The sequence below is a fragment of the Pantoea brenneri genome, assembly GCF_038594305.1.
GTDB classification, from domain to species: Bacteria; Pseudomonadota; Gammaproteobacteria; order Enterobacterales; family Enterobacteriaceae; genus Pantoea; species Pantoea brenneri.
Genome location: NZ_JBCGBG010000011.1, coordinates 1 through 15,164, shown reverse-complemented (window position 1 = coordinate 15,164; position 15,164 = coordinate 1). Strand labels below are relative to the sequence as shown.

Sequence of the window (15,164 nt, the reverse complement as noted above, 5' to 3'; positions counted from 1 at the left end):
GGTACCGTCTATTGCGCAGAAAGTTACCACTAGCGGCGCCGGGGCGATGGGCAGAGAAAATGCTGCGCCGGCGTTCAGGGTTAATTCGCCGGCGTTGAATGTTTCAGGCGATGCGGCCGCATCGTTAGAAAGGGTGTGTGAGTGGGCTGGGATCGTCATGCTGGTGGCCTCTGTAACGGTGTCGTTTAACACCAGCCCTGTAAGCCGGTATCAGCAGGTAGTCATGAAACTGACTGCATATTAGATAGACTTCCCTGTAATACGATTTACCAGCCTTGCGCTGGCTTTTTTATATTTCAAGGCTAACTCCAGCACTTCTACCTTCGTCTGAACTCCATCGCTTATACCATCTTGAGGCTGCACGATAGGATATTCTAAGTAAATGAGCAGTGGCTAAAGGCGTAAGCTTATTGTCAAAAAGCCTATATATCCCTTCAATTCCTTTCTTGCTTAGATTTCCGTTCGCTAAGAAATTATTAGGATGGCCTGGCTCCACAAAATTAACAACTTCCTGCGGCAGTCGCTTAAGCTCTTCATTAAGATCTGCAATTTTCCTCTCATGATTCGCCCCCTTTTTGTATATTTTTTTTCTTAGGGATTTTATTTCTTTTATATAAACCTTTTCTGCTGAATAGAATGCTATCGATGCAAGGCCTAGTGACAGAATGTAACCTTTTAAGCCCATGCTGTGCAGAACTTTTTCCCTTAAATTACGTGCGAAAGATACTGCATCATACTTATATATGGTCGATTCTCTAGTTTGTTTTCCAACATACAAAGATAGATTGGAGTACGGGCCTATATCAGCTGTAATCTCATAAATCCTATGCCCAATGGTATTCCTAAAGTCAATCAATTCTTTAATTTCTTGACTTTCTTTCTTTGATATAACCCCTTCTGACTCAAGCCTTAACCTTGCCGCTTTAAATTTATCTATTTTTCTATCGCACTTCTTTTTTGTTTTTACTTCATCATCAATAGTGTCTGATGCTCTAAGCGAGTCAATAATACTGTTTCTTAAATCCTCCATGTAAAATAAAACCAGTATCATTTCCAGTGCCCTTAGCTTTAATACATCAGACTCTAATGTAGTAAGCGAGTTACCATGCGGACGATGCTTCTTTCTCATTTTATTTACTCATACCGAAACTTTAGCAACCCTTAATAATCATGCTAAATGTGAAAATTGCAAGTTTAAAAAACCCGCATGTAGCGGGCTGATTCAATTTTAATTATTAACTTGACGCTGTATGTCAGCTTTGCGGCGGCGCACGATCTTCTGCCCGATTGGCTCAATGTAACGGTAGCTGAGCCAGCCCAGCAGCAGCGCCAGCAGGACGTTACACACGAAGAACGTCATACCCTGATCCGTGAACGCCTTTGCTAACCGGGCTTTGGTCACAATGTGGATCAGGTATACAGAGAAAGAAATATCCCCCAGGAACACTAGCCAGCGCGGCGTGATGCGCCCTAACCAGCTGTCGTTGAACGCCACAGCGGCCAGCAGCAGTGCCAGCACGGTGCCGGATGCCATCATGCCATGCCCTATATGCTGGTAGCTGATAATGTGCTGTACAAACAGGGCAATTGCAGCCAGCAGGAACGGCACCCGCATGGCAACAGGCAGGCGCGCCATGTGCGGGTAAACCAGACCAATCAGAACGCCTGCAGCGAACTGCCAGATAATCGGGTTCGTCATCAGGTTAAGGTAGGCGTAGCCCATGTCATAACCTTCCACCAGCAGCGTCGGCTGGTGGCCTGCTGCCATCGGTACGGCCACCAGCACCGCGCCCAGCATTGCGGCCAGCGCCACCCAGCGCGCGCGCACCAGCAAGCAGACAGCCATCATCAGGTAAAACAAAAACTCATAGTTGAGCGTCCAGCGCACGCCCATAAACCCGCTGTCGTCCACGTAAAATGGCGCGTGCTGCGGCAGGTAAACAGATAGCGTCGCCGCGCTAATCACCGCCTGCGTCTTATCAGCATAGTGAAATGTCGCCATTCCTCCGCTTAAGAAAAAGTTGATCAGCAGCAGAATGAAGTAGGCGGGCAGCAGGCGCAGCGCACGGCGCTTCAGGAAGTCGCCTGCTGCAGCAAATCCGGTACCCATGCGCGATACAGAGAGTGTAATAACAAAGCCACTGAGGATGAAAAACAGATCCACACCAACAACGCCGGTTGAAAGCAGTTTGGTTAATGCCGGGTACTGCTCCTGTATCTGGTAGCGGAAATGAAAGGTAACGACGGCGAGGCAGGCAAGCCCGCGCAGCGCCTGAATAGATTTGAGTTGTTGTGTCATAAGTCCGTTTAGAAATCGTCTGTTTAGCGTAAAGAAGGGCGCATTCTAGGGATGCTGGCGGCTGAGGGCAACCGCCAGGCAAGCGCGGGGAACGCCTGCTTTAAGCGGATCTGTTATTCCTGCGGGCTGGTGGCCCTGGTACTGGCAAGTTGATAAATCATTGCCAGTGCGCGTAGATAATCTTTATCCCATAACAGGTAATCGTCTACAGGCACATCTTCCGGCAGTGGATGCCATTTATCTTCCCAGGCATTTGTGAGGCTGATTACGTCAGGCAGTGAGGCTACTACGCCCAATATTTTGTCTGCCTGAAGAATTGCAGACTTCAGGGCGTTTCGGGTGATCTGATCTGCAAATTTATTTCTGTTGGCGTGCCACTTTTCTCTGAGTTCAGTCAAAGCGACTGAGTAGTTTATCCAGTCCCAATAGTAGCCTTCCTGGACTGGCCCATTGTTTGAGTGCGAAAGCATATTTTCTTCCCAAACTTCAGGAGCAATCGGTGCTCCTTTTACCATTGCCGCTAATGGATGTTCGGTTGGTGTAAAGAAAATATAGCCTTTACCTGCATCATGCAGCGCAACCGTAACTTGGTTGAGAGAGCAGATCACATTTGCGAATGCCAGGTTTGTACCCCTTTCCTGAAAAGCATACTGCTCAATGTGAGGGTGATCGATAATTTTGGATACCTGAACTCCCTCCCCTGATAAGCCTTTTTGAATCTCTTCAAGGTCAATAATTAGCTGGCGGTCGCGGTGGTTTGGCTGATGATTCATAACAGACCCATTGTATTAAACATGTACGGATACCTTACAAGGCTTGGGAGCCATTGACTACGAAAAATAACCATATCTATATGATTTAATTGTATTTTGCAAAGCTGACTTTGCAAGGCTTGATAAGCCAGCTTGCCAGATTATCCGAATAGCTACTGTGTTTAACCGTCACGTAAAAACGTGTCACCGCATTTGCTGCAATACCACTGTCTATTGTAGTTCTCACGCGCCCTGCGCCGGTTGTGCCGGTTGAGGTACGCCACCAGCGCGGTTATCAGCGATGCGATGATTGCTCCGGCAATTACCGAACCCAGTACTGTGGTCGCCGGTATGTCGAGTATCAGCCAGGCAGACAGGAGGAACGAGGCGACAAAAATAAGCACATCCAGTTTTCGGCCTGCTGGCGCATTGCGCGAAGCAGCAACTGACTGACGCGTTGATTTGCCCTGTCGCCTGCTGCCGCCCGATCCCCGATTTGATATCCATCCCGTGTGGCTGACGCTGCGCGTGTTTGATGTTCCCTGCTCATAGACCGCCCTGCTGCTCTTGACGCTTCCCGAACCGCAGTGCGGGCATTTAATCCTGATTTCCATTTTCTGCCGTTCTGAATTGCTTGAAATGATAACCGGCCACCAGCCGGATAGCTGGTGGTCAGTCAGTAAGAAGTGTTAACGCCACTTTGGCAGGCCCAGCAGGTCGAACTCAACATAGAGCGGGATCCCGGTTGTGTGCCGGTGGCCCACCAGCGACTCCCGGCGCTCCGGTATCTCGTCTACTTCCACGGCGTTTTTGCACAGATACACCGCCTCTTCCGGGTCTTCGAAACACCAGCGATACTGGTACACATCCGTTGGCGTGATCCCCATGCAGACGCTGAGCGTATACAGAAGGCGCAGAAGCCCGGTCCAGCTGCCGTCCGGTAACTTGCGGGCGTGGATGATGCCGCATTTCGTGGTGAGATAGTCGTGAACTTCACTGTCCGGCCAGCCCTCAAAAGAGAGCCAGCCGAACTTACTTAGCCGGTCGTCCATTAACGCCCGGACGCCGGATGTTTTCTAGTGGCCAGCGCGGGCTTTTGCGACGGCTGGCGCATGATGAACGTCGGAAACTCGATGCTGGCTGCTTTGTCGTGAAACAGCGCCATTGTGCGTGCCTCTGCGCCACCACCAGCGGCAATCTCAACATTCCCTGCCGGTTGACCATAGATGTCGCTAAACCGCTCTGCAAGCGCCTGAGCGACGCTGTAGCAGGCAGGGTTTAAATCGGTACTGCCATCAGGCTGCTGCTCCATTATGAAGCCGTGTGCCAGAAACAGCGCCCTGATTTCCTGTTTAATCACTGGTGTTCTTATCCTGTTGCTTTGCGGCGTCCGCCAGCTGGCACACGTCGTTAAGGTGATGCTGTATCCACTCTGAGAGTTTCATCCCTTCCCGCTGCGCCTGCGCAACGTACCGGTTTTTAACTTCCTGGATGACGCGCATCTGAATCTGAGCCGTCGCGGGAACGGCTCCTTTAAGTGCATTTGAAGCCCGTGGATTACGTGCTTTTTCGGTCATGATTAGCCTCGGTTAATTTCTCCCTCTGCAGGGGTATATTGTTGATAGATGTCGGTGAAATACTCATTACAGAATCCCTGCGCGCAATCCATTTCCTGTAACGCCGTCAGGGCATCAAGCGGGCTTCCGTCATATTCAAACAGAGAGAACTCATACGGCAGGTTAAACCGTGCTGCCGTGATGTACACCATAAACGGCAGGTTATACTCCTCGGCCTTTTCACACATGATCATGGTCCACTCAAACGCGAACTGATATTCGCCTTCCGTGTCTGTCATGGTGGCCGTACCGGTGACGGTATCCGCAGTGTGTGAAGTCACTACGATCTGCTGAGGGTCCCACCAGTCCAGCTCAAACATATTGCTGAGCGTCATTCTGTGCGCCGGTGCAGTACCCGGACGCCAGCCTGATTTGAGGATGAAGTCGATGTGATCGCGGTAGCCCAGGTTGATCTCTTCAAAAGTGTGCTCATCGCCACTGTAGCCAAAGCAGAGGTGATTACGCAGCCAGACAACGGTCGCCAGGTCTGTGCAGTTGGTAGCCACCAGCTCGTAATTATTTTTGATATCCGCGTAGGCTTCTGCCGCGATAAAGCCAGGCTGCTGGCTCTGCTTGATTGCGCCGGTCAGGGTGTAAGACATGTGCTGGAGCGCAGTGGTGGCAGTCATTGGAGAGATATTCATAACAGTCTTCCTTAGTGCCTGGATCCGCCAGGGCGGTGGCGCTAAAGCAGCGCCATGACGTGCAATTTATAGAGCTCACATTTGATTGTCAATACAAACAAAACCATTTAATCTCTTTTAATAAAACACTATTAATAGCTTGCTATTATACCCCGCAGGCTATAACCTTCACATAGCTCGCAGGTTATACATGGAGATCGCTTAATGGCATGGGAAGTCATCACAAGAAAGCTGTTTGATGTTTGGTACGAAGGGCAGACTGAAGAGGTTCAGGAAGAAATTGCAGCATACTTCCTGATACTTGAAGAGATCGGCCCTCAATTAGGGCGTCCGCAGGTAGATCAGATTAAAGCGTCTAAGTACAAAAACATGAAAGAGTTGCGTGTACAGATAGGCGGGCACCCATTTCGCGCCTTCTTTGCCTTTGACCCGGAACGTAAAGCGATTGTTCTGTGTGCCGGAGACAAAAAGGGTGAAGACGAAAAATTGTTCTACAAACGTATGATTAAAATTGCAGATACCGAGTTCACTTCGCATCTGGAATCACCGGAGACTAAAGACGATGGCAACGCTTAAAGAAATGATGGCTAAACGCTCCCCGGAAAGCCGTGCGCGCATCGAGGCGCGTGCTGCTGAAATCCGTCAGGAAATTACACTTGCCAAGCTGCGCGAAGAATTATCTGTTTCGCAGACTCATTTAGCTGAAGTGTTAGGCGTAAAGCAGCCTTCTGTGGCAAAAATGGAGAAGGTTGATAACGATCCTAAGCTGTCTACGTTAAGACGCTACATCGCTGCTCTGGGCGGAGAACTGGCGCTCGACGTGACGCTACCTGATGGCAAGCGCATTGCACTGAGCCTGTAACACGCTCTAATCTTAATATTTAAAACCCGCTTCGGCGGGTTTTTTATTATTGCCTTCATTAATTTATACGTTTAGAGTCTTTAGCCAGCATAATCTGCACTATAAATTAATACAGTCATCATCTATATGAATTATTTATCAAGAAAGGAAATCTAATGAGCGCAAATATAATAAATAAAATCCTTAATCACAAGGCAAAAAGATTCAAGAGTATCTTTTCAGATGACTCAGTAGACCTGTATTTTAACAGCGAAAGAAAAACGTTTCATGCAGCTGAATTTGGAAGATATAGAGAAAATCTGACTGCTGATTTTCTGAAAGCATTCATTCCGGGTTATACGGCTGTTTCAACAGGTTTTATCGTATCTCAAAAAAATAGCGTAAGTACGCAATGTGATATCATACTTTATGATAAAGAGCTTACCCCCTTAATTCAGGATGATAACCTTAACCAGTTCTTTCCAGCTGATTGCATCAAAGGCATAGGAGAGGTTAAATCTAACTTGAAGCAGTCGCAGTTGAAAGAGGCTTTAGTAAAACTAGCAAAAGTCAAAATGGTTAGTTTTGAAGTTAGTCTACGCTCTGCTGGTCACAATGGCGACATATATGACAGGGAGCAAAACTGGAACCACGCTTATACTTTCTTGATTTGCAATAGAATTGAGGGCGATACATCAGACCTCGCCAAAGATATCGATGATTACTATAACCAAAATTCTATACCCCATAAGTTTAGACATAACTTTGTATTATCTTTAGACGGCAATGCGCTTTTTTATAGAGATAGCGAAGATTATTCTGTCGCCTCTCCCGTAGTTCGTTCAAATGGAGCTGACGTTATTTGCACTCCAGCAAATATCGATAGGGATTTTGATCGCGCAATTAAACACTTTGCTCAGCTGACATATACAAATCTTTCTCTCCAAAAACGTGTAATAATGAATCTTATGGAATATTTAAGTTAATTATTAGCTGACATTAATACCTAAACCAGTAGCACGCTTTGCGCATAGCGTGCTATTGCTAAAAAATTATAGCTATTCCCGCTTTTTACCAATCAGCACCTGCTATTTCACCTCACTTATGGTTTCTTCGGCCCAGTCACGGTCAAAACCCGGCATAGTGTCAAATGCGTCAGCGATATCAGCCGGGATCGCGTCGATATACTCCAGCCCTGCCTTTGCCACTTCCACCAGCTCCGAACCGGTACGGCGCAGCGCCAGCAGCTCTCTGGCCATCATCTGCGTCAGCGCGTGATTTGGCGCAAATGCCAGGTTGTTCTGCGGTTCAGCGGCGAACATTTCCAGCTCTTTATCAGTCAGACGATCGTTGATCATGGCGGCTTCCTCAGTTCTCTGTGGCGATCAGTTTTATTGCTGGCTCAAAGTCAGCAGGCGTTGTATGACCCTCAATGAACGCCAGGCGCATAGCTATGTTATGACGGCCGCGGGATAGCAAAAATGCCACGGCGCCGGCGCAATGCGCTTCTTTCCCGGACGGGCTATAAATCTCGCCGCCTTCGCCCTCTTCCTCGCCAGATCTATGCGTGGTTTTATGGCAATAGAACGATGAGTAGTCGTCTAGCAACAGGTGCGCTTTGATGCCCTCAAGGCGTCCGGGATTCAGCTTGATGCCACCAGCTTTCAGAAACGGGCAGTTCGCGCAGGGCGCTTTGAGTCGGAAGAACTTGCGCAGGTTCATTGCTGCTCTCCGTCTTTGATGAAGGTAAACCAGTGCGTTAAACCACGCTTCCCGCTGATGTGGCCAAACAGGGGTTTCTGATCAGTTAGTGCCAGAATGTCCCGCGCCCGGATCTGCGTTTCATTCCATTTAAAAATCAGCAGGCCGTTCGGACGCAGCACGCGGAAGGCCTCAGCAAATCCGGCGCGCAGATCGTTGCGCCAGGTTCCGCGATTGAGCACTCCATATTTAAGGCGTTGCCAGCCCTTTTCGCCTGCCCGCTCCAGGTGCGGCGGGTCGAAGGCAATCACATAAAATGAGTTATCCGGGAACGGTAAAGATCGGAAGTCGGCAATCACGTCCGGGCTGATAACCAGCTCCCTGTCGGGCAGCTGGTGAGTCTCTTCCCGGATATCAGAATACAGCACGCGGGGATCGGCTTTATCGAACCACATCATGCGCGGGCCACAGCACATGTCTAATACGGCCTTATCCATGCGTACGCGCTCCCGCACACTGCCAGTCAGCGCAGCCTTCAAAGACATACGGATTGAGTTGCCAGTGAATGCGCCCACAGTCCGGGCAGTTGAGGCGCGTCTTTCCAGTGCCTGGCTTGCGGCGGCGGGCGCGACTGATATGCGCCGGTACTCGCAGGCCAGCACCCTGCACCATGCGGCGATGATCCAGCATGGCGATCGGGAACGTGCGGCGCTTTACTGCGTCGGCCGTGGCGAACGGTAGCCAAACCAGCTCGGCCGTATCGCCCGGTCTATCGAAAATGGTCGCTTGCGTGAAGTCGGTCGTCGGCAGGCCGCCGTTTCGGAGCCAGTACAGATCATTGCCATCCCAGCGCCCTTTCTGAAAAGCAACGTATCTACTGCAATCAGGAGTAATAACCGACTCACCGGGTACGTGCTGGTGGTCAACGTGAACGACGGCCAGCGCATCCACGCTGTCAGCGCAAACGGGTTGATCGATAATCCGGCCTGTATTCCAGCAGCTCTGTGCTTCTGCCAGGGTATAGACATGTGCTTTTGCGATATTGGTGTTGTAGCCGTGACCATTCTGGCACCAGAAAGAGGCATTACTGCCTACCGTATCCCTGGTGCAGATCATGTAAAAACGTTCAGTCATCAGGCATCACCGCTATCACGATTGAAGGCAATAACTACACGGTTAGCCGCATCCACAATGGCAGCGAACTGTGCCTTATTCACTTTGGCATGAGGTGATTGTTTTGCGATTTCAGCGATTAAAGCGCTGACAAGAAACGGCTGGCTCAGATTGAGGGATTTAGTAGTGCCGGTCATGTGTAATATTCCAGTGGTTAATTCCACGCTGGAGTTTATTACATTCTAAAATTTATTTAAATTTAATGTTAACCTTAATTTGACAGATAAAACTGATACCTGCTGGCTTTAAGTGCATCCAGCAGGTCATCAGATAAGCATAAATTTAAAGCGGGATGTATCGGAGGATCAGTTTAAGGTGTTCGATTTTGCTATGTAGGCGTCAAATGCACGCAACATCGCAGGCAATCCGCACAAGGTAGCGACAGTTGCCAGCGCCAGTACTGCAAAGAAAAGTGTCATTAAAACAAAAGCAAAGTTTGCTGTGTCAGTCATATCCGTACAACTCCAAGCCAGAAAAAGTTAACGCATTTCATTACTTTATGCGTTTTCGGTTTTTTCTGATTGTAGGCACACTCTAAGAAGCGATCAAGAAGTGATCAGCTCAACTACTAAAAGTAGTGGCACTGATTACTCTATAATTACACTTAAGTTAAATTGCTGATAATGACGTACTTATCTCAAATTACTTCATCTTTACGATGGGTAGCTCTTCCCAGCGCGTCAGATAGCGCGGAGATAACATTTCCCGCTTCATCTGGTAGGCCGGATTGACACCCTGACCGGCAATAAACAGCGTGCCGCGCTGGTAGCTGTTCAGCTTATCCATCACAGCCATCAACTTATCGCTTCCAGGGCGCGGCGGTGACTCATCAAAGAGGTTCAGCTGCTGCTCTGAGCCGCAGATCTCCCCCAGCATCACTCCGGCCTTCGCATACTCATAGCCCTCCCGCCAGATAGCTCTGAGGCCGCGCACGGCGGCATCAATCAGATCGCGGGTATCCTGCGTGGCCGTCGTAAACGAATGGCTGGCACCGCGTGAATAATACGGGCGGCGCGGATCATGTTTGCTGGTCTGGATGAATACCGTGATATTCCGGCAGTACTGCTTTTCACGCCGCAGTTTTTCACCGGCGCTGGTGGCAAAGAAGCAAACCGCGTTACTCACTTCATCCAGGCTGGTGAGCCGTTTGCCGAACGAACGGCTTACCACCAGCTGCTGCTTAGTCGGCGGGTTCTCTTCGAGCTCGAAGCAGCGTTCGCCGCGCAGCTCCCGCACGGTGCGCTCCAGCATCACATTGAAGTTTTTGCGGATCATAGTTGTGTCAGCGCGGGCAAGGTCGAGCATGGTTTTGATGTTCATCAGCTGCAGTCTGGCCCCTATCTTTCTGCCGACACCCCACGTCTCGGAGACGTCGAGCAACGATAGCAGCTTGTCGCGCCGTTTCGGGTCGGTCAGCACCACCACGCCGCCTGTTTTAGGCCAGGTCTTTGCTGCGTGCGTGGCTACCTTACAGAGCGTCTTCGTCTCTGCTATCCCTATGCCGCACTTCATCGTGGTGTGCTGGATTACGGTGCGCCGGATATCTTCTCCGAACGTCTGGAAGTCCACCAGCTTCTCCATGCCGTCCAGAGAGCCAAACACCTCGTCGATCGAGTACGCTTCCAGGTTCGGGACATACTCGCCCACTATCGTATGGAAACGCTTACTGAATGCGTCGTACAGCGTGTAGTTGCTGCTGAACACCACCACGCCGTAACGTCGGATGGTATCGCGGATTTTAAACAGCGGATCGCCCCGCTTCAGGCCTACGTTTTTCGCCTCGCGGTTCAGCGCCGCAATACAGCCGTCATTGTTGGTCGCTACCACGACAGGACGCCCGTAAAGGTCCGGCCTGAATGCCAGCTCGGCCGACACGTAGAAGGCATTAACGTCACTGTGCAGGAACATTGTCAGTACGGTGGATGACGTATGTCACCACCCCCCATATTTCCAGACCATCAGGCTCGACAGGGATCGGCTTATAGCGCGGATTCATGGCCAGCAGCATCGGCACTGGCCTCAGCTGCAGCTTTTTTACCGTAAACTCCCCGTCCACAGAGGCAATTACGATCTGGCCGTCTGCCGCCGCCTTCGATTTATCAACCACCAGCAGATCGCCGTCAAAAATACCGGCCCCTATCATCGACTCACCCTCGCAGCGTACAAAATAGGTGGCCGTTTTGGCCCTGACGCAATACTCGTTCAGGTCCAGCGGAGTATCTTCGTATCCGATTGCCGGAGACGGAAAGCCCGCTGCGACCGTTTCAAGAAACTGCCTGAAAGCCTGTCTGGGCGCGGCTTCATCAGGTATTGCTATTATCTCTAAGCGCATAATCACCCCTCCTTTTAACTGTATAAAAACACAGTATAAGATTAAGGATATGGAATTGACCAGTGGGCGATTTCATATAAGAATAAGCTCACTCTAAAATTTTACGAATTTAATCACTATGAACTTAGGTTTGAAGCAGATCGAACTGGATAAGATGCGCGGCATTTGGAAGGCAAAAGGGTTTGTAGAAGCAGGCAGAAGCGAACCGCTGCGCATTAACCGCACCGACTGCTACATCACGTTTCAGCGTAAAAACTGGGTGTGCAAAGACCTGAACGGGAACACAATCGACAGCAGAGCAATGCTTTATGCTTTACTAAAAAATAATATATGATTGACTAAAGGCCGCCATCGGGTGGCTTTTTTTATGCTGGTGGCCCAGATAACAGCGTGCGACAAACGTTGCTGGTTTCATGGGTATAGTGTGTTAGCTACTAAGCACCTAACTGAAAGCATCAAGAGTTGACGAGTATCCGCGTTTACAATTGTGCGGCATTTCAAAAAACTGACAATGTTATACTGCAGATCATAACGAATTGCCTGGAATAGTCTTACTTAATCCTTTTACAATTGAATAACAAATACGCGCCCGATCAAAATTGAAAAAGAGTTATCCACAGCTTAACTTATTTATATTTATCACTATTTTTTTAATTCTCATTACAAAACGAACAACTGCGTTTGGTCAAGGTATTGTATTGCGGCCTATTTATGTCATGCTTATTTTGTATGTAGAGAGTAAGTCAAAATCATCAACAAAAAAACCGCCCGTAGGCGGCTTCATTGAATCCAGAAAATGTTATCAGGCATTTATCTGGAAGGTGAAAATTGTTATCAGGCAATCTTCACCGCTGCTAATTCGCTTAAAACAGCGAACACAAGCATAAGTTTCCAAAGCCAGTATACGTCGCATGACCTACTTTGCAACTTGTGTATAGAAAATCTCTTTCAGGAAAGGCACTGTGTGGTTTTACAAAACGGTTAGTTAATTGATTTTTTTTTCGTCAATAGAGTACTTTTTTACCGCAATCTTAGACGCATATGCCGGAAAGGCAATGAAACCAGGCACATGATTGTGGCATGCTAAGTTCAGACAAAACAGCGAGGGGGATTATCAGCCCATTCGGTACCTTGTTGTCCTGTTAATCCCGACCGAACACAAGCATAAGTTTCCTCTTGCTTGCGGGGCGTACCGAACGCCACTGGTCATAACCTGCAAGGCATTCACAATGAAGCGCAACGGACTCATCGTTGTGTCATTGCTGGTGGCGTTACTGCATCCAAACGGAGGTGAAGGTATGAACATCAATACCAGCATCAATGTGCCGGTGACAGTAATCCATAGCAACTGACTGTAAGCCGCCTTTGGGCGGCTTTTTTTATGCTGGCAGCCGAGATGACAGTGTGCGGTAAATGTCGTTGGTTTCGTGGCGGGCAGTAGCAGTTACATCAAACAAGATATGGCATGAATGTTAGTCTATTCATGGCAAGCATTAGTCTATTCATGGTTCTCACCACCAGCCAATGCTCAGTGTTAGTCTATTCATGGTGTGCAGGGCATTTCGCCCGCATGACGCCTAAAATTGCAGCTATTTTCTAACATTTACCATGAATAGACTAATGCCGTCCATGAATCACCTAACGTTATGCGTGCGTTACCGGTTTTCACCTAACGTTCACCATGAATCACCTAACGTCATTCAGCTGGTAACAGCTCCGGGCGGCGCGAATGGATTTGGAAGTACACTACCCCATCTTTCTTCACTTCTGAGTAGGTCAGATAGCCTATCTTCTGTAGCTCCTTCATAGCATTTCTCACTGCCAAATTTTGCGCACTGATACTGGATGTCAGATTAAGCCGTTCACGCAAACGCTCCAGTGATATCTGTATGAACCCATTTGGCATACTTTCGATGTATACATAGAGAGCTTGAGCAGATTCCTTGCGTGGTAATGCCTGTATGGCCTTAAGCTGCAACAAGACTTTATGATCAAACGCATATAGCTCCCATAGCCTGGAGTCGCCCTCCAGCGAGATAACGTCTCTCTCGATATCGAACGTCGCACTTTGCAGTAAGTGGGTGATAGTGCCTTTACTGCCGTCTTTGTTTTTAAATGAAACCACGATGGATGCAATGCGGCTAAGTGATGCAAAAAAACGGTCACGCGCCCGCTGGTTGATGTCATCAACAGCGATGCCCGTTAGTTTGGCAAATTCAGTGAACGGCAACTCTATTCGATTGGAGTGGTCGCCATATTTAGAGAACGCCCGTATAGCGCCTATCCACGTCTTGAAGTCTGTACTCATATCAAGGCGACTGCCGCGGATGTTGATGTTGGTGTAGCCCTCAGCCTTAGCTATTTCGAGCTCGCGCAGGTCTTCCGATGCGTCAATATTGGAGTTTCCGCGTCCGGCTATGGGCTTATTTTTAGCAGATGGGACAAAAACTCCCAGGCGCATCAATGCTATTGGCTGGACAGTTCTATTAGCCGTTGGTGTCAGTGTATAAGTCTTCCCTTCTTCACCACCAACAAATGACAAGGCATCATTTATTGTCTTGATTTGATTACCATTTCCCATTGATATCGCCTGATTGTAGTGATGTGAATATTTATGGCCGTCACCATGAATAGACTAACACCCTACCATGAATAAACTAACAATTACCATGAACAGACTAACATTCACCATGAATAGACTAACCATTACCATGAATAGACTAACGTAAAATGCAATTTTCCCTATAAAATACATGAACTTGAAAGCATGGTGATCTGTTAGGATCTATCTATGATCTCTATATGATCGATTTATATGATCTATCCAGTGGATAAGTGGATAACTCCACAAGCCACAGATTATCCACACTCCAGCCGGGAAAAAGTGTAATTGTCCCACGGTTAATTACGGATTGCTTTACAGCAGGCATGAGCTGATCAACAATCTAAAAAATAATTTAGATTTGATTAAATCATGGAAAATGCAGATTTTCAGGCTGTACGGGAAAAGCAGGCCAGAGCGCAGCAGCGCCACCGCGAGAAACAGGCAGCAAAACTGGCAGATCCGGAGTATCGCCAGCAGCAGTATGCTAAGCAGAAGGCCACCAGCAGCAGAATGATTGCCAGGCAGATCGAGAAGCGCAATTCCCCGGAATGGATTGCAGAGCAAAGAGCCAAAGCAGTAAAACGCGCTGTAAGCGCCTCTGAGCGTCTGAAAGAGAAAAAGCCTGCACCTGTGACACCGAAGCGGCAAACACGCGCCAGCGCATCAGGCAGAGGCCTTAAAGGGCGCACCCCGACCGCAGCCGAGCGCGTAGTAATGGATGCACTGGGAAAACTGCCCTGTATTGCCTGTCTGCAACACGGGAAAGAATCACCGCTAATCAGCCTGCATCACATCGAGGGCCGGACGAAATCCGGCGCGCATCTGTTACAGCTCCCCCTTTGCGATCATCACCACCAGCACTCCGCTCCGGCACACATCCGCGCTGAGTTCCCCTGGCTTGTGCCAGTACATGCTGATGGCATCACCGGCGGCAAAGCTGAGTTCTCCCGGCAGAACGGAACCGAACAGGAATTGTTGGTCAAAGCCTATAATTTAGCTGGTATCATTCATTTGCTCCCCAAAAATAGGACTGAGCTACTCACAGTTTGACATCCTCAATCAGCTATAAACATAACCTTAAAGGAATATAAAATGAGCATTGAAGGAATGGTTGAAAATTACGGGAATATTTCAAAAACTGAAATAGATACCATGTTTTCAGGCGCGCAATACATAATGAATAGCATGATGGTTTTGCAAA

General features: G+C 48.6%; 21 protein-coding genes. 5 read left to right on the top strand and 16 right to left on the bottom strand.

What is annotated here, in order from left to right; genetic code table 11:
- Window positions 1-289: 289 nt before the first annotated feature.
- From AABB92_RS22445 to AABB92_RS22410, 8 genes are all read right to left on the bottom strand, one after another.
- Window positions 290-1,051: a hypothetical protein gene (locus AABB92_RS22445; RefSeq protein WP_052720722.1), complete on the bottom strand. Its 762-nt coding sequence runs from the start codon at window positions 1,049-1,051 to the stop codon at window positions 290-292.
- Window positions 1,052-1,228: 177 nt separating this feature from the next.
- Window positions 1,229-2,299, bottom strand: a complete 1,071-nt coding sequence (locus AABB92_RS22440; protein ID WP_031378165.1) for an acyltransferase family protein — start codon at window positions 2,297-2,299, stop codon at window positions 1,229-1,231.
- Window positions 2,300-2,412: 113 nt separating this feature from the next.
- Complete coding sequence (locus AABB92_RS22435; RefSeq protein ID WP_031378164.1) at window positions 2,413-3,072, bottom strand: hypothetical protein; 660 nt, start codon at window positions 3,070-3,072, stop codon at window positions 2,413-2,415.
- Window positions 3,073-3,233: 161 nt separating this feature from the next.
- Window positions 3,234-3,665 (bottom strand): hypothetical protein, encoded by a 432-nt coding sequence (locus AABB92_RS22430; protein ID WP_152659134.1) that lies wholly within the window; start codon window positions 3,663-3,665, stop codon window positions 3,234-3,236.
- 75 nt (window positions 3,666-3,740) lie between these two features.
- A complete protein-coding gene (locus tag AABB92_RS22425; protein ID WP_052720721.1) occupies window positions 3,741-4,103 on the bottom strand; it encodes a hypothetical protein in 363 nt (120 codons plus the stop codon).
- The gene (locus tag AABB92_RS22420; protein WP_046289625.1) at window positions 4,103-4,411 is read right to left on the bottom strand and encodes a hypothetical protein; all 309 of its coding nucleotides are present in this window, start codon (window positions 4,409-4,411) and stop codon (window positions 4,103-4,105) included. The genes AABB92_RS22425 and AABB92_RS22420 overlap by 1 nt, the downstream gene beginning before the upstream one ends.
- The gene (locus AABB92_RS22415) at window positions 4,404-4,628 is read right to left on the bottom strand and encodes a hypothetical protein (RefSeq protein ID WP_031378135.1); all 225 of its coding nucleotides are present in this window, start codon (window positions 4,626-4,628) and stop codon (window positions 4,404-4,406) included. The genes AABB92_RS22420 and AABB92_RS22415 overlap by 8 nt, the downstream gene beginning before the upstream one ends.
- A gap of 2 nt (window positions 4,629-4,630) precedes the next feature.
- The gene (locus tag AABB92_RS22410; protein WP_031378136.1) at window positions 4,631-5,311 is read right to left on the bottom strand and encodes a hypothetical protein; all 681 of its coding nucleotides are present in this window, start codon (window positions 5,309-5,311) and stop codon (window positions 4,631-4,633) included.
- A gap of 204 nt (window positions 5,312-5,515) precedes the next feature.
- Between AABB92_RS22410 and AABB92_RS22405 the strand changes: the two genes are divergently transcribed.
- The 3 genes from AABB92_RS22405 to AABB92_RS22395 all read left to right on the top strand — a co-directional run bounded on the left by AABB92_RS22405 (window position 5,516) and on the right by AABB92_RS22395 (window position 7,138).
- Window positions 5,516-5,887, top strand: coding sequence for a type II toxin-antitoxin system RelE/ParE family toxin (locus tag AABB92_RS22405; RefSeq protein ID WP_031378137.1), 372 nt, complete (start codon window positions 5,516-5,518; stop codon window positions 5,885-5,887).
- A complete protein-coding gene (locus tag AABB92_RS22400; RefSeq protein ID WP_031378138.1) occupies window positions 5,874-6,173 on the top strand; it encodes a helix-turn-helix domain-containing protein in 300 nt (99 codons plus the stop codon). The genes AABB92_RS22405 and AABB92_RS22400 overlap by 14 nt, the downstream gene beginning before the upstream one ends.
- Before the next feature lie 155 nt (window positions 6,174-6,328).
- Entirely contained in the window at window positions 6,329-7,138 is an 810-nt protein-coding gene (locus AABB92_RS22395) for a DUF6602 domain-containing protein (protein WP_031378139.1), read from the top strand.
- Window positions 7,139-7,240: 102 nt separating this feature from the next.
- Here the strand turns inward: AABB92_RS22395 and AABB92_RS22390 are convergent, their stop codons facing one another.
- From AABB92_RS22390 to AABB92_RS22360, 7 genes are all read right to left on the bottom strand, one after another.
- Window positions 7,241-7,510, bottom strand: coding sequence for a hypothetical protein (locus AABB92_RS22390; protein WP_046289624.1), 270 nt, complete (start codon window positions 7,508-7,510; stop codon window positions 7,241-7,243).
- Between the two features lie 10 nt (window positions 7,511-7,520).
- The gene (locus AABB92_RS22385) at window positions 7,521-7,874 is read right to left on the bottom strand and encodes a hypothetical protein (RefSeq protein WP_031378140.1); all 354 of its coding nucleotides are present in this window, start codon (window positions 7,872-7,874) and stop codon (window positions 7,521-7,523) included.
- Window positions 7,871-8,350, bottom strand: coding sequence for a class I SAM-dependent methyltransferase (locus tag AABB92_RS22380; protein ID WP_031378141.1), 480 nt, complete (start codon window positions 8,348-8,350; stop codon window positions 7,871-7,873). Before AABB92_RS22380 ends, AABB92_RS22385 begins: the two co-directional genes overlap by 4 nt.
- Window positions 8,343-8,987: a hypothetical protein gene (locus AABB92_RS22375; protein ID WP_031378142.1), complete on the bottom strand. Its 645-nt coding sequence runs from the start codon at window positions 8,985-8,987 to the stop codon at window positions 8,343-8,345. Before AABB92_RS22375 ends, AABB92_RS22380 begins: the two co-directional genes overlap by 8 nt.
- Window positions 8,987-9,163 (bottom strand): hypothetical protein, encoded by a 177-nt coding sequence (locus AABB92_RS22370; protein WP_161797063.1) that lies wholly within the window; start codon window positions 9,161-9,163, stop codon window positions 8,987-8,989. The genes AABB92_RS22375 and AABB92_RS22370 overlap by 1 nt, the downstream gene beginning before the upstream one ends.
- Before the next feature lie 505 nt (window positions 9,164-9,668).
- Window positions 9,669-10,934, bottom strand: a complete 1,266-nt coding sequence (umuC, locus tag AABB92_RS22365) for a translesion error-prone DNA polymerase V subunit UmuC (protein WP_031378143.1) — start codon at window positions 10,932-10,934, stop codon at window positions 9,669-9,671.
- The gene (locus AABB92_RS22360; protein ID WP_031378144.1) at window positions 10,918-11,358 is read right to left on the bottom strand and encodes a LexA family protein; all 441 of its coding nucleotides are present in this window, start codon (window positions 11,356-11,358) and stop codon (window positions 10,918-10,920) included. The genes umuC and AABB92_RS22360 overlap by 17 nt, the downstream gene beginning before the upstream one ends.
- Before the next feature lie 130 nt (window positions 11,359-11,488).
- Here AABB92_RS22360 and AABB92_RS22355 point away from each other — a divergent pair, with 130 nt between their 5' ends.
- Window positions 11,489-11,692: a hypothetical protein gene (locus tag AABB92_RS22355; RefSeq protein WP_152659133.1), complete on the top strand. Its 204-nt coding sequence runs from the start codon at window positions 11,489-11,491 to the stop codon at window positions 11,690-11,692.
- Between the two features lie 1,362 nt (window positions 11,693-13,054).
- Here the strand turns inward: AABB92_RS22355 and AABB92_RS22350 are convergent.
- Entirely contained in the window at window positions 13,055-13,939 is an 885-nt protein-coding gene (locus tag AABB92_RS22350) for a RepB family plasmid replication initiator protein (protein WP_046289623.1), read from the bottom strand.
- Between the two features lie 534 nt (window positions 13,940-14,473).
- Between AABB92_RS22350 and AABB92_RS22345 the strand changes: the two genes are divergently transcribed.
- Window positions 14,474-15,013 (top strand): Ref family recombination enhancement nuclease, encoded by a 540-nt coding sequence (locus tag AABB92_RS22345; protein WP_425343574.1) that lies wholly within the window; start codon window positions 14,474-14,476, stop codon window positions 15,011-15,013.
- Window positions 15,014-15,164: the final 151 nt, after the last annotated feature.

Bases quoted from the DNA above. Each gene is read 5' to 3' on its own strand.
- AABB92_RS22445 (WP_052720722.1), bottom strand. From the start codon at position 1,051: ATGATACTGGTTTTATTTTACATGGAGGATTTAAGAAACAGTATTATT.
- AABB92_RS22440 (WP_031378165.1), bottom strand. From the start codon at position 2,299: ATGACACAACAACTCAAATCTATTCAGGCGCTGCGCGGGCTTGCCTGC.
- AABB92_RS22435 (WP_031378164.1), bottom strand. From the start codon at position 3,072: ATGAATCATCAGCCAAACCACCGCGACCGCCAGCTAATTATTGACCTT.
- AABB92_RS22430 (WP_152659134.1), bottom strand. From the start codon at position 3,665: ATGGAAATCAGGATTAAATGCCCGCACTGCGGTTCGGGAAGCGTCAAG.
- AABB92_RS22425 (WP_052720721.1), bottom strand. From the start codon at position 4,103: ATGGACGACCGGCTAAGTAAGTTCGGCTGGCTCTCTTTTGAGGGCTGG.
- AABB92_RS22415 (WP_031378135.1), bottom strand. From the start codon at position 4,628: ATGACCGAAAAAGCACGTAATCCACGGGCTTCAAATGCACTTAAAGGA.
- AABB92_RS22410 (WP_031378136.1), bottom strand. From the start codon at position 5,311: ATGAATATCTCTCCAATGACTGCCACCACTGCGCTCCAGCACATGTCT.
- AABB92_RS22405 (WP_031378137.1), top strand. From the start codon at position 5,516: ATGGCATGGGAAGTCATCACAAGAAAGCTGTTTGATGTTTGGTACGAA.
- AABB92_RS22400 (WP_031378138.1), top strand. From the start codon at position 5,874: ATGGCAACGCTTAAAGAAATGATGGCTAAACGCTCCCCGGAAAGCCGT.
- AABB92_RS22395 (WP_031378139.1), top strand. From the start codon at position 6,329: ATGAGCGCAAATATAATAAATAAAATCCTTAATCACAAGGCAAAAAGA.
- AABB92_RS22390 (WP_046289624.1), bottom strand. From the start codon at position 7,510: ATGATCAACGATCGTCTGACTGATAAAGAGCTGGAAATGTTCGCCGCT.
- AABB92_RS22385 (WP_031378140.1), bottom strand. From the start codon at position 7,874: ATGAACCTGCGCAAGTTCTTCCGACTCAAAGCGCCCTGCGCGAACTGC.
- AABB92_RS22380 (WP_031378141.1), bottom strand. From the start codon at position 8,350: ATGGATAAGGCCGTATTAGACATGTGCTGTGGCCCGCGCATGATGTGG.
- AABB92_RS22375 (WP_031378142.1), bottom strand. From the start codon at position 8,987: ATGACTGAACGTTTTTACATGATCTGCACCAGGGATACGGTAGGCAGT.
- AABB92_RS22370 (WP_161797063.1), bottom strand. From the start codon at position 9,163: ATGACCGGCACTACTAAATCCCTCAATCTGAGCCAGCCGTTTCTTGTC.
- umuC (WP_031378143.1), bottom strand. From the start codon at position 10,934: ATGTTCCTGCACAGTGACGTTAATGCCTTCTACGTGTCGGCCGAGCTG.
- AABB92_RS22360 (WP_031378144.1), bottom strand. From the start codon at position 11,358: ATGCGCTTAGAGATAATAGCAATACCTGATGAAGCCGCGCCCAGACAG.
- AABB92_RS22350 (WP_046289623.1), bottom strand. From the start codon at position 13,939: ATGGGAAATGGTAATCAAATCAAGACAATAAATGATGCCTTGTCATTT.
- AABB92_RS22345 (WP_425343574.1), top strand. From the start codon at position 14,474: ATGATTGCCAGGCAGATCGAGAAGCGCAATTCCCCGGAATGGATTGCA.